Consider the following 12,777-nt stretch of genomic DNA (forward strand, 5'->3'; position numbering starts at 1 on the left):
CGGTCGCAGGACACACGCCGGGTGAACGACGAATGCCGACGCAAGCTTGCCACAGCGCGACCATGGCGCGACCATGGCGTTGACCTCACCGTTGCCGCACAGGTTGACATGCCCGCCCCACGGGGCGAATATTCCAGCCCCGCGCCGGGTGCACTGCCCGGCCCTTCCCGGAGGACACATGCTCGATACGGACCACTACGCCCGCCTCGGACTGGGCGAGATACGCGACAAGGTCATGGCGGGCCACCGCCTGTCATACGACGACGGGCTTCGCCTGTTCGCCTGCCCAGACATCACCGCCATCGGCGCACTGGCGCACCATGTGCGCACACGCCTGCATGGCGACAGGACGTATTACGTCGTCAACAGGCAGGTCAACTACACCAACATCTGCGTCAACGGTTGCCTCTTCTGCGCCTTCCAGCGCGAACGCGGGCAGCAGGGGGCCTTTGCCCTCACCCCTGACGAGATGGTGGCCCGTGTCATGGACGACGGCGGCGTGCCCTTCAGCGAGGTGCACATCGTGGGCGGCTGCCACCCCGACCTGCCGCTGGAGTGGTTCGAGGATGTCATCCGCCGCATCCACGCAGCGCGCCCGTCCATCGTGGTGAAGGCGTTCACCGCTGTGGAAATCGCCCATTTCGCCAAACTCGCAGGCATCGACACCGAAGAGGTTCTGCGTCGCCTCAAGGCCGCTGGCCTCTCGCAACTGCCCGGTGGCGGGGCCGAGATATTCGCGCCCGATGTCCGGCAGCGCATCTGCCCCCGCAAGATAGACGCAGAAGCATGGCTGCGTGTGGCGGGCGAGGCGCACCGCCTCGGCATCGGCACCAACTGCACCATGCTCTTCGGGCACCTCGAAAGCGAGGCCGACAGGGTCGACCATCTGTGCCGTCTGCGTGCCCAGCAGGACGAGACGGGCGGCTTCACCTGCTTCATCCCCCTGCCCTTCCTCACCGAGAACAGCCTCCTCAAGCTTCCACCTGAACGCGTGGGGCAGCATGTGGGTCTCGACAGGCTGCGCACCGTGGCGGTGAGCCGCCTGATGCTCGACAACATCGCGCACATCAAGGCCTACTGGGTGATGATGGGCGTCAAGCTGGCGCAGGTCGCGCTGCACTACGGCGCCAACGACCTCGACGGCACCATCGTCGAAGAGAAGATAGGCCACATGGCAGGTTCCGACGCGGTGCAGGCCATGACCATCGCCCAGCTTGAAGACATGATACGCCGTTCCGGTTTCACGCCGGTGCGCCGCGACACCCACTTCAACCCCGTCGAGGAGGCTCGGGCATGAGCCAGCACCCGGTAGCCGGAACCCAGTCACCCTTCATGGAAGCCGACGCCGTGCGCACCATCGCCGCACACGTGCTTTCCGGCGGGCGCATCGACCGCGCCGGGGCCGAGACGCTCTACCATGAGGCATCGCTGCACACCCTTGCCCATCTGGCCCACGCCGTGCGGCTGCGGCGTCACCCTGAACCGGTGGTGACCTATGTGGCCGACCGCAACATCAACTACTCCAACATCTGCGTGTGCGCCTGCCGCTTCTGTGCCTTCTACCGCGCCCCCGGCGCGGAAGGCGGCTATGTGCTCTCCCGCGAGGAACTCGCCCGCAAGATAGACGAGACGCTGGTCCTCGGCGGCACGCAGATACTGTTGCAGGGGGGCCATCACCCCGACCTGCCGCTGCACTTCTACGAGGACATGATAGGCTGGATACGCGCCACCTACCCCGCCATCCATATCCATGCCTTCTCGCCGCCCGAAATCGTCTTCTTTGCCGAGAAGGAGCACCTCACCATCGGCGAGGTCATCGAACGCCTCCGAGCTGCGGGGCTCGACTCCATCCCCGGCGGCGGTGCGGAGATACTGGTGGACGAGGTGCGCACGAAGGTCTCGCCCAACAAGTGCTCGGCCGAACTGTGGCTCGCCGTCATGGAAGAGGCGCACTATCAGGGGCTGCGCACCACGGCGACCATGATGTTCGGCCATGAGGAGACCCACGCCCACCGCCTCGACCACCTCTTCGCCGTGCGCGATGTGCAGGACCGTACCGGAGGCTTCACCGCCTTCATCCCGTGGACGTTCCAGCCCGCCAACACCGCCATCGACCGCGACCCCGAACCCGCGCCCGCCTACCTTCGACTGCTGGCCCTCTCGCGCATCGTGCTCGACAACATCGACAACATCCAGGCCTCGTGGGTGACCATGGGCCCGCACGTGGCGCAGCTTGCGCTCTTCTACGGCGCCAACGACTTCGGTTCGCTGATGATAGAGGAGAACGTCGTGGCCGCAGCCGGTGTGAGCTTCAGCCTTTCGCGCGGCGAGATACACAAGATCATCCGGGCAGCGGGCTTCACCCCCGTGCAACGCACCATGGACTACACCCCCGTGGTGCCCCAACCCGTCGAAGCATAGCACTCCGGGGGGCGAAGGCATGCGCCGCGCCCCCCGGCTGACACCCTGCGGAGAACGCACCATGCACACCCCCTGCACCTACCCCCTGCGCCTCGGCCGCATCGGATACCTCAACGTGCTGCCCATCTACCACCCGCTGGAGACGGGCATCATCCCGCACGAGTTCGACATCGTTGCGGGGCCGCCCGCCGTGCTCAACAACATGATGGCGCGTGGCGACCTGCATGTGTCCGCCACATCGTCCATCGAGTACGGACGCCATGCCGACGACTACCTTCTGGTGCCCGACATGGCCATCGGCAGCCGTGGGCCCGTCATGAGCGTGCTGCTTCTCTCGCGCCGCCCCGTCGAAGAACTTGCGGGGCAGACCGTACTCGTCAGTGCCGAGACCCATACCTCCGCCGCCCTGCTGCGCCTGCTGTTCCGCGAATACTACCGTTTCCCTGTCAGCTATGTCACCGGATGCGCCACCACGCAGATTGCAGGCCCAGAGGCCCCCGAGGCATTTCTCGCCATCGGTGACGAGGCATTGCGCCTGCGCAACCACCCGGACTACCCCCATGTGCTCGACCTTGGCGAGGCATGGCGTCAGTGGACGGGGCTGCCCTTCATCTTCGGTGTCTGGGTGGTCAGCCGCGCCGCAGCCGCGGCCTGTCGCTTCAGCGAGAACCCCGCCGACCTGCTTCGCCGCGCCCGCGACTGGGGAGAGGCCCACATGGACACCATCCTCGACCTCACCCTTCAGGGATGCCCACTCACCCGCGAAGAACTGCGCGTCTACTACGACGGACTCGTGTACCACCTCGGTGACGAGGAACAGGAAGGGCTGAGGCTGTTCTACAGCCGACTCGCCGCCAGTGGCGACCTTGCACGCGCCCCCGCGCTCGCCTTCTTCGGCGCATAACCGTTCCTGCGCTGTTCCTGCTGCCGCACTTCAGGCTTGCATTATATATAGCAAACACTATATATAATTTCGCAAGACGCTAGATGGAGGGGGCATATGGCAACCCGTGACAGCGGAACGTGGTGCAACGGCAACGGGCCTGCGGAAGAGATGCCCTCCCGCAGGGTATACGACGGAGATGTCTGCAAGGGTTACGACCAGCTGCCCCCGGCGCCCTCCAGTCGCCCCTCACCATACGAAACCGAAGCACCCCGCGCCTTCTGCGGGACAGTCCTCGTTGCCGACATCACCAACCATAGCCTGCTGTTCACACCCTCCAAGGAGACCGCCGGGCAGCAAGACACCGCAGACTCGCCGACGGCCTGCATCCTGATGCGAACGCTGCATGAACGCCTGCTTCCCGTCGTCATCACAGGTGCCGGAAACGTCAACGTCACCCGCGACGGCGTCACGGCAGCCTATGCGGACACGACGACGGAAACGGCGGCACGGCGGGCCATGCGGGATGCGCTCGAACTTCGGGCCCGTACAACGGCACTCCTCTCTTCCAGCCGGTATGCCAAGCTCATACCGCCCGGTACGGGGTTGCGCATCGCCATCGTCACGGGGGCGGTGCACCTTGTGCCCATTGAACCGCCCCTCGCCCATGCGTCCCGCACCGGCACCATCCTGCCCTTCATCATGGGCGACACGGTAAGCCTCGCCACGAGGCTGTGCGCCAGCAGCTTCCTGCGACCCGACGGGCTGGCCCTTTGCGACACCACCTACCGGGCGCTTCAGGGCGAACCCGGTCTTGCCAGCCTGCATTTCGCGCACCGTATGTGGCGACCCACCCCCGGCACGACCCACCCGATTCACCTGTTCCAATGCCGCTGCCCCCGCAACACGGCGAGAGGCACCGGAAAGACCCGCCCCCCTACACGTGCAGACGGTGCGCGCCATAAATCCCCCTGCCATTGCCGCGTGCCGTCTGCACGTTCCTGAGTGCCTACCCGGATTCGGGCGCACCTGAAGACCACGTGACAAGACGACGCACACCGGAGGACACCATGTGACGCGGGCATATCCTGACCATGCCACCAGAACGCGAGAAGGGCTGTCGACAGACTATGGTGTCGTGAGATGGCGTAGCAGCGAAAAGAAGGTGAAGAGCGACCACCCGAGGGCCAAACCCGCCACAAGCAGAGTGACGGGCATCGTCCTGCGGCCCTTACGCCCGAGGTCGCGAAGATAGAGGACGGCAGCTGCCGGAACAAGGACAAGCAAGGCCAGTTGCAGGAACACGCGCATCATCATCCCTCACGTACGACAGACGGGAATGACCACGATGGCAAAGACGCCCGGAGGACGCCCGCCATCAGTCGTCCTCGCCCGCACGGCACACCCGTTCACGTCGCCCGCCTGAAGACAGTCCAAGCCATATGGCAAAGAGCGCGAGAGACGCCCCCACAAGCCCCAAGGGCCCCGTGGGCCTGTCGAAGAACACGATGTCCCAGACGAAGGCAAGCGCAGGCTGCGCCAGCATGACCAGCCCCCCAAGCGAGGCGGGCAGACGCGGCAGACCGCTCGAAAGCAGCAGCCAGCCAAGCCCCTGACAGAAGACGCCATAGACCAGCAGCACTGCCAGCGACCCCGCGTCGGGAATGGAGAAATCTCCGCCCCTGCCCAGCACGCCGAGACCGATGAGGGCCGCACACGCCAGTGAGACGAGCGCCATGTTCGCCTCTGCGGGCAACTGCCCCGCCATGCCCTGCGACCGCCGCAACAGCAGTATGTACAGCGCATACCAGAAGGCCGTGGCGAAGCCGTAGCCCACACCGGGAAGCATGTCACCGGACAGGCTGTCGGGCGTCACCCCGAGAAGCAGCCATAGCCCTGCCACGGCAAGGGGCATGGCCACCAGCAACCGGACGGGGATGCGTTCACGCAGCAGCAAGGCCCCGGCCAGTGCCACGAGAAAGACCTGAAAATTGCCGAGGATGGTCGCCAGCCCCGGCCCCACCAGCAGGATGGAGCGATGCCAGCATTCGAGGTCGAATCCGAAGAAGAGGGCCGCCCCGAGTGTGACCGCGTAGACGCCCTTCGGCGCCGCGAAGCGCTGCCCGCGCCACAGGGCCACGGCAAGCAGGGCGACGCCGCCGAAGAACAGCCTGTAGAAGGCGGTCTGGCTGGGGCCCACGTCGACCATCTTCACGAAGACCGGCGAGAAGCTGATGATGACAGCCCCGGCGAACACGCGAAGCAGTCCGCCGCGGGAGAGACAGGTGGAATCTTCCATTGTCGCAGGATACGTGAAGCCCCCCGGCACGTCCAGCATGAGACCGGCGAGGGAGGGCGTGGGCAAGGCCTGAGCAGGACATCATGACCGCCTCAACACCGACGCCCTTCGGGTCTGCACGGCATGAGCAGGGCACGAGAGGGCATCATGACCCGATGGCTTCCGGGCGGCCTGCCCTGCGGCACCCAAGACAGCAGTCAGCGAGGACTAGCGTTCGCCAGCCCTGAGTCGGGCCTCGCGCGCTTCAGCCACATGGCCACGGGCGTCGAGGGCACGCGCCAGTTCAAGCCAGCCCTGCTTGAGGTCGGGACGCAGGGCGACACTCTGCCTGGAGAGGGCCTCGGCCATGGCCGGGTCTTCTCCGCCATCAAGATAGAGACGGGCCATCAGCTGCAAGGCCACGGCATCCTGCGGATTACGCAACAGGGCGTCGTGCAGATGCTCACGGGCCTCGTCGGGGCGGCCCTGTCGCATGGAGAGACGGGCGAGGTTGCGGTGGACGAGGCCGCCGGAGTCTCCCGCACGGGCCGCCTTGTTGAAGTACTGGCGGGCCTGCGCGTAACGCTTCTCCCCTTCGGCGAGTTGACCGAGGCGCACCAGCGCGAAGACATGGCCCGGTGCGTACTTGAGGCATTTCCGGTACTGCTTGCGGGCTTCGGCCGTCTCACCCAGCGACTGGCAGACCGTGCCAAGGTTGTACAGTGCCATGGGGTCGCCCGGCTTGCGTTGCAGCGCCTGTTCGAAGTAGCGGCGCGCCTCGCCGTGCCTGCCGAGACCCGCCATGCACACACCAAGCGAATTCCACGCCATGGTGTTGCCTTCGTCCGCCAGCAGGGCCGTCTTGTACTCCTCGATGGCACCGAACGTATCGCCGAGGCTGAACCGCTTGTCGGCGCTGATGTTGAGGGCCAGCGAATCGAAGATGCCCACACGCGGTTCAGGCAGCAGCAAAGCGTATTCGAGGGCCTTGAGGGCGTTCTCCAGCGCGTCCGCCCTGCGGTAGGCGAGGAAGGGGTGGCACCCCACACCCACCGCGGCGTCGATGCGCAACCGCTTCGACAACAGGTCGCACAGCTGGCGGTAGCTTTCGCGCGCCGCGTCGCATGTCATATCGGGGTGGAAGAACACGATGCTGTTCAGGCCGTATCGCCCACCCAGAGTCTCTGCGCCGAAATGGTCGCGGCACAGTTGGGCAGCCTCCGCCATGAGCTGTTCGGGGTGCGAGGCACGCCCTTCCGGGTCGCGCCCGTCGTCGCTGAAGCGGACCAGCGCAAGGGCGAAGCAGTCGCAACCTTCGCGTGCCTCACTCCAGCGGGCGAGGAAGTCGCCATGCCGGTACAATCCGGTGAGGGGGTCCACCTGCACGCCGCTGGCATCGCGCCGGGCATCACCGCCCTTCTCCTCGGGCAGCAGGGTGAGCCTGTCGCCGGGTTCGATGGGCCACGTCGGGTCGCCAAGGTGCAGGATTTCAGCCACGCTCCGGTCTTCACGCACCTCAAGCAGCACGACCTCGCCCTTGTAGAGTGGCTGACGCGGTTCATGCGTCCCCCCGCGCACGGGATAGGCCACCGACCACACCGAGAAACGCTGCCCCTCGCGGGCGTTCATGCTCCGGCCCAGATTCACCATCACCCGCGAGAGGGGATGCGTCTCCACCACGGCCCCCCCCTCGGCGAGGATACGGGCGAAGCCCATCACACCGGGGCCTTCGCTGCCCTCACCCTCACCGGCAACGGCTGCCGCCAGACGCGCCTTGCGCAGCAGCACCCTCGCCTGTTCGGCCATGTCACGCTCGAACAGCGCCCCCTCCATGTCGCGGGGGTAGACGGCGTAACCAGCCGACACGCAGACGCGCACGGCCTTCTCCGTCAGTCCGCACCGCAGCGACACGGCGCTGAGGCGTTGCACGGCCTCTTCGGCCAGCTTGCGGCAGACGCCAGAGGCGGCCGCAGGAACCAGCAGGGCGAACTCGTAGTCTCCGGTGCGGGCCGCAAGAGCCTGTTCGGGCGCAAGGGCCGACAGTTCGCGGGCCAACTCTGTCGTGAGCCTGTCGGCGAAGGTGTAGCCGTGGTCACGCGCCACCTGCCGCAGCGAGGCGAGACGCACCACCACAAGTCCCATGCAGGCCCTGTGCAACGGTGCACCGAGGTCTCCCTCGCCCTCGGGCGGGTTGGCGAAACAGGTGCGCACATGGTCGGCCTCGCGCGCCATCCGTTCCACGAGATGCTGCCGGGTGGACAGCCCGGTCAACGCATCGGTGCGCCCGGCCTTGTAGAGGGCGAGGTTCTCCATGCACAGCGCCAGCAACCCCGGGAAGGCGGGCATCAGCGACCGCACGATGCGTCGGGGCACCCCGCGGGCCACGAACACGGCAAGCAGGGCGCCACCATGGATGAGCGGCAGCAGCAGCCGCCCCTCACCGGGCAACCACAGGGGTTCCACCGTCTCCGCCTCGCGGGGGAAGTAGAGACTGTAGGCCTTGAACGGCAGGAAACGCGACACGGCTTCGCGGAGGCGGGATTCGAGGGCGATGAGGTCGCGCCGCGAGAGTTCCGCCTCACGGCTGAGGAGTGCTGGTGCTGTCATGGTTCCGGTATATAGCCCGACGTCGCCCCGATGAAAAGCGTCAAGCATGTGAAGATGCGGATTTCGTTCATGAACAAAGGAACGGCGGCACGTAGCCCTTACCCGTCCGGCCCCTGTGACATCAGGACAGGGAACATGGTGACATCCACACCATGATAAAGCCCTTGAGCCCCTGCGGGATGCGGCCCCGGGCTGGTCGATGCGCAGGCGGCCCCTGCCAGTCTCACCCGACCGATGCCTTTGACTTGAACGATGGCCCCACAGGCGGTATGACTTTCCGCTGTGGCAGCAGCGCATGGCGCCATGCGGCCCGAATCTTCCCCGAGGAGACCCGGCATGACACAGCAGGACGTCATACTCTGCGCCATCCGCGAACGGCGTAGCGTACGGCATTACACCGGCGAACCGGTCGCCCGCGAGACCGTGCGCACCATCCTTGATGCGGGCCGATGGGCCCCCAGCGGCCTCAACAACCAGCCATGGCGGTTTCTCGTCGTCTTTCCGGGCGACCCGCGGCAGGAAGTGCTCGCAGGGCTCACCAAGTACGCACGCATCGTGCGCGAGGCGGGGGCGCTCATCATGGTGTGCCTCGAACGCCAGCGCATGTACAATGCCATGAAAGACCATCAGGGCGCCGGGGCCTGCATCCAGAACATGCTGCTTGGCGCACACGCCGTCGGCCTCGGGGCCGTCTGGCTTGGCGAGATCGTCAATCGTGGCGATGAGGTGCTCACTGCCACGGGCCTTTCGCCCGAACGTCTCGAACTCATGGCCGTCGTCGCGCTGGGCCACCCCGAACGCGCTGGCGGCGGCGACCGCATCCCCCTTGACGACATGCTTCTGGAGCCCTTCTGATGCCTATCAAGACCTTTCCCCTCGGCCCGCTGGAGACCAACTGCCACCTCGTCCACAACGGCAGGACGGCCGTCGTCGTCGACCCCGGCGGTGCTCCGCGCCCGGTGCTCAACTATCTGGAGATGCAGGGCCTCACCCTCACGCACATCCTGAACACGCACCTGCACTTCGACCACATCTACGGCAACGCAGCCCTCGCCGCAGCCACGGGCGCGCCCATCCTCGCCAGTGCGGGTGACGCCTTCCTGCGGCAGACCGAACTCGGCAAGGGCGGGGCCTTCGGCTTTCCGGCTGTCGACGACTTCACGAGCATCGACCTCGAACCGGGCGAACACCGCTTCGGCGACCTCGCGTGCACCGCCTTCGCCACCCCCGGGCACACACCGGGCAGCCTCTCGTTCTATTTCCCCGAAGAGGACACCATCATCGTCGGCGACCTCATCTTCTACCGTTCCATAGGCAGAACGGACTTTCCCGGTGGCGACCTCGAAAAACTGCGGGCCTCCGTCCGCGACCACATCTTCACCCTGCCGGGCAAGACGCGCATCCTGCCCGGGCACGGCCCCGCCACATCGGTGGACGACGAAACACGCAACAACCCGTATTTCGGAGACTTCGCCGTATAGCGAAGCCCGGAGGACAGCATGGACGGCAAGACCATCGACCTGCGTGACAAGTGTTGAGGCGTCGGCCTGGAGGTACGGTGGTACCTCATGTATGACGGGACCTCGCCGCTGACCTTCATGCTGCGCCCCGATACCGTGGGACAGGCGCTGGAGGCCACGAGCATCGTTCCCGGCTGGCAGGCGGAGAGCACCGTCACGCCCGAAGGGGCGACCGTACGCTTCACCCGGATGGTCGCAAAGGAGCACACGGCATGACGCCTGTCGCACACCCCGCCCGCGCCCTCGCGTGCAGCCCGCGCGGAGGCGGCAACACCGATACGGCCACGGCCCTGTTCGCACAGGGCTTCACCGATGCCGGCGGGCGCATCGAGGTGGCGCATCTGCGTACCTACCACGTCGCCCCCTGTGTCTCGTGCCAGCACTGCGAGCGTTCCCCAGAAGGTTCATGCCCTCTCTCGCCTACCGACAACAGCACACCGCTGTTCGACATGCTGCTCACGGCTCCGACACTGTTCATCGCCTCGCCCATCTACTTCTACCATCTTCCGGCGCAACTGAAGGCGTTCATCGACCGGGGGCAGAGTCACTGGATACGCCGCGCGCGGGGTGACAGCACCCTCGAGTCGCTGCCGCGCCGCACGGCGTGGGTGACGCTGGTGGCAGGGCGCAAACAGGGCGAAAGACTCTTCGAAGGCAGTCTCATCACGTTGCGCTACTTCCTGCGCATCTTCAACTTCGACCTCGCCCCGCCGCTGACGCTGCTGGGATGTGACGACGCGGCATCTCTGGGCGGCAACACCGACCTCGCAGCCCGAGTGCACGCCTACGGGGCACAGGCAGCGCGCCACTGCCCCCCTGCATCGTGAAACCGGCACGATGTTGCCGCAAGGCAGCCCCCCGCACCGGGATGCGCCCACTTCTGCCTTGTAGGGCCTCGCACACCGGGGCCTGTCACTGATGGCCCCCATCCGGTACATGGCGACTCTGCGGGCCCATGTCCGCATGTGGCTGCACAGACTGCGCCTTGACGAACGCCGTTGCGCGATGTGCCTCGCCCCGTTCGCCCCCGACATCCCCCCTCTTCCCCCCTCATTCCCGGATAACGCCCCGTGGCGACCCGGTCGGCATGACGGACACGAACCATCAACGCCACCACACGGGCAGGGCGATGCCCCTGGCGGGCAGGATGCCGCACCCGTACGCGCCGCGCCGCCCTCACCCTCGCAACTCTGTCCGCACTGCCTCGCCATGATGCCTCGCAGAATGGCCGGATTCTGCCCGTACTGCGGCGACCTCTTCCCGGCGCACCACGCGCCCTGCACCCCCTGCGCCCACTGCCTCCGTGAAACTCCGCCGTGGCGGCACCTGTGCTTCTACGGAAGCTACGAACATGCTTTGCGCCAATTGCTTCTGCAGGCGAAGTTCCATAGCGACCCCACCGCCGCCCATATCGCCGGTGAACTTCTCGCCAGCGTCTGCGCCGACCTGCCACATCCCGACGCCATCGTGCCCGTACCGTTGCATACGGCGCGACTGCGCGACCGGGGTTTCAACCAGTGTGTCGAGGTGGCGCGTCCCATCTCACGCATCCTGCAAGCCCCCTTGCGCCCCGACCTTCTCGCCCGCACCCGCCATACCCCTCCACAGACCGGACTGCATCGCAAGGAAAGGCTGCGCAACCTGCGCGAAGCCTTCGCCGCCTCTCCGTGCTGCGCGGGGCTGCACCTCCTGCTTGTGGACGACACCATGACCACCGGCACCACTCTCGCCCATGCAGCGCGGCACCTTCTGGCCGCCGGGGCCGCCAGTGTGGATGTGGCCGTTGTGGCACGCACACCCAGACATTTCGGGTAGACACTGCGGCTGACGCGCCCACCGGACGCGGCCTGCGCCTGCTACGCCCCGCGTGGCCAAGGAATGCGTGGTGCCATGCCGCCTTGGCAGTGTTTTCCCCGCACTGCGAAGGACGACTTGACTCCTGTGCAGAGGCAACGGGCTTGCCTTAGCCTTGAACGGCAGGCGGGCCGCGGTGCAGGGTGGCGGTCTGCCCGCAAGCCACGCCTCTGTATGCATGGCCATGCGTGCACACCGGATTGTCCTCCCGCAGCCGCACGCGGGAGACCAGGCCACACCCCGCCGATGACCGGAGGCCTTGTGCGCGACAGGGTTGACCGCGCGAACAGGGCAAAAGAAGTGACACGCCTTGGCGTTTCGTGTAACGAAGCAACATCTTTTAGGTGTTTCATATGTCACTTCGCCAAACAGAAGGAGTCATCATGAGAATCTCGCGCCTTTTCGCCGCCCTCCTCGTACTGGGCATGGCGTCCCCCGCTTTCGCCCATTTCGGCATGGTCATCCCCGACGCCCCGGTCGCCACGCAGGCCAAGAAGACACTCGGCCTCAACATATCCTTCTCGCATCCGTTCGAGGGCAAGGGCATGGACATGGCCCGCCCGCAGGCGTTCAGCGTCATCCGCATGGATGACGGCAAGGCCGAACGCACCGAACTGCTGGCCGCGTTGCAAGAGACCAAGGTCATGGGCAAGGCCGCATGGAAGACCGACTACAAGGTGGCACGGCCCGGCGTGTACCAGTTCGTGCTCGACCCCGCACCCTACTGGGAACCCGAAGAGAACGTCTTCATCCGCCATCTGACCAAGGTCGTCGTGCCTGCGTTCGGCGCCGAAGAGGGATGGGACACCCCTGCCGGCCTCAAGTTCGAAATCGTGCCGCTCACCCGCCCCTTCGGCAACTTCGCGGGCATGACCTTCACCGGGCAGGTGCTTCTTGAAGGCAAGCCCGCCGCCGGGGTCGTGGTCGAAGCCGAACTCTACAACAAGGGCAAGTTCACGCCTCCCACGGAATACAACGTCACCCAGAGCGTGAAGACCGACGCCAACGGCGTGTTCTCGTTCACCTGCCCGCAGCCCGGCTGGTGGGGCTTTGCCGCGCTGACCACCGACAAGGACACCCTCAAGGGGCCCGATGGCGCGGACAAGGAGATAGAACTGGGCGCAGTGCTGTGGACGCACTTCGACGCATGGAAACAGGGCAAGTAGCCATCTGTATGCAAGGACCCCGGAATCTCACCGGGGGCCTTCGAAAAA

The 12,777-nt window shown here is 66.1% G+C and carries 13 protein-coding genes; 10 read left to right on the top strand and 3 right to left on the bottom strand.

Annotated features, from left to right (window positions below):
* The first annotated feature begins 178 nt into the window (after positions 1-178).
* From mqnE to DVU_RS12945, 4 genes are all read left to right on the top strand, one after another.
* Complete coding sequence (gene mqnE / locus DVU_RS12930; protein ID WP_010940022.1) at positions 179-1,297, top strand: aminofutalosine synthase MqnE; 1,119 nt, start codon at positions 179-181, stop codon at positions 1,295-1,297.
* Positions 1,294-2,421 (top strand): cyclic dehypoxanthinyl futalosine synthase, encoded by a 1,128-nt coding sequence (mqnC, locus tag DVU_RS12935; protein ID WP_010940023.1) that lies wholly within the window; start codon positions 1,294-1,296, stop codon positions 2,419-2,421. The genes mqnE and mqnC overlap by 4 nt, the downstream gene beginning before the upstream one ends.
* A gap of 61 nt (positions 2,422-2,482) precedes the next feature.
* The gene (locus tag DVU_RS12940; RefSeq protein WP_010940024.1) at positions 2,483-3,325 is read left to right on the top strand and encodes a menaquinone biosynthetic enzyme MqnA/MqnD family protein; all 843 of its coding nucleotides are present in this window, start codon (positions 2,483-2,485) and stop codon (positions 3,323-3,325) included.
* Positions 3,326-3,421: 96 nt separating this feature from the next.
* Positions 3,422-4,309 carry a nucleotidyl cyclase domain-containing protein gene (locus DVU_RS12945; protein ID WP_011791684.1) on the top strand — a complete coding sequence of 296 codons (888 nt, stop codon included), beginning with the start codon at positions 3,422-3,424 and terminating at the stop codon, positions 4,307-4,309.
* A 123-nt stretch (positions 4,310-4,432) separates the two neighbouring features.
* Here DVU_RS12945 and DVU_RS12950 read toward each other — a convergent pair whose 3' ends face one another.
* From DVU_RS12950 to DVU_RS12960, 3 genes are all read right to left on the bottom strand, one after another.
* On the bottom strand, positions 4,433-4,618 hold the full coding sequence (locus DVU_RS12950; protein WP_010940027.1) for a hypothetical protein: 186 nt from the start codon (positions 4,616-4,618) through the stop codon (positions 4,433-4,435).
* A gap of 64 nt (positions 4,619-4,682) precedes the next feature.
* Positions 4,683-5,642 (bottom strand): DMT family transporter, encoded by a 960-nt coding sequence (locus DVU_RS12955; protein WP_014524567.1) that lies wholly within the window; start codon positions 5,640-5,642, stop codon positions 4,683-4,685.
* A 168-nt stretch (positions 5,643-5,810) separates the two neighbouring features.
* Positions 5,811-8,189 (bottom strand): tetratricopeptide repeat protein, encoded by a 2,379-nt coding sequence (locus DVU_RS12960; RefSeq protein WP_041722773.1) that lies wholly within the window; start codon positions 8,187-8,189, stop codon positions 5,811-5,813.
* A 336-nt stretch (positions 8,190-8,525) separates the two neighbouring features.
* On the opposite strand from DVU_RS12960, the gene DVU_RS12965 reads away from it, so the two are divergent.
* From DVU_RS12965 to DVU_RS12985, 6 genes are all read left to right on the top strand, one after another.
* Positions 8,526-9,044 (top strand): nitroreductase family protein, encoded by a 519-nt coding sequence (locus DVU_RS12965; protein WP_010940030.1) that lies wholly within the window; start codon positions 8,526-8,528, stop codon positions 9,042-9,044.
* Positions 9,044-9,670 carry an MBL fold metallo-hydrolase gene (locus tag DVU_RS12970; RefSeq protein ID WP_010940031.1) on the top strand — a complete coding sequence of 209 codons (627 nt, stop codon included), beginning with the start codon at positions 9,044-9,046 and terminating at the stop codon, positions 9,668-9,670. The genes DVU_RS12965 and DVU_RS12970 overlap by 1 nt, the downstream gene beginning before the upstream one ends.
* Positions 9,671-9,757: 87 nt before the next feature.
* Positions 9,758-9,925, top strand: coding sequence for a hypothetical protein (locus DVU_RS16720; RefSeq protein WP_010940032.1), 168 nt, complete (start codon positions 9,758-9,760; stop codon positions 9,923-9,925).
* Positions 9,922-10,536 (top strand): flavodoxin family protein, encoded by a 615-nt coding sequence (locus DVU_RS12975; protein ID WP_010940033.1) that lies wholly within the window; start codon positions 9,922-9,924, stop codon positions 10,534-10,536. Before DVU_RS16720 ends, DVU_RS12975 begins: the two co-directional genes overlap by 4 nt.
* Positions 10,537-10,627: 91 nt before the next feature.
* Positions 10,628-11,524, top strand: a complete 897-nt coding sequence (locus tag DVU_RS12980) for a ComF family protein (RefSeq protein WP_010940034.1) — start codon at positions 10,628-10,630, stop codon at positions 11,522-11,524.
* Between the two features lie 422 nt (positions 11,525-11,946).
* A complete protein-coding gene (locus DVU_RS12985) occupies positions 11,947-12,729 on the top strand; it encodes a DUF4198 domain-containing protein (RefSeq protein WP_010940035.1) in 783 nt (260 codons plus the stop codon).
* Positions 12,730-12,777 lie beyond the last annotated feature (48 nt).

This window comes from Nitratidesulfovibrio vulgaris str. Hildenborough, assembly GCF_000195755.1.
GTDB lineage: Bacteria > Desulfobacterota > Desulfovibrionia > Desulfovibrionales > Desulfovibrionaceae > Nitratidesulfovibrio > Nitratidesulfovibrio vulgaris.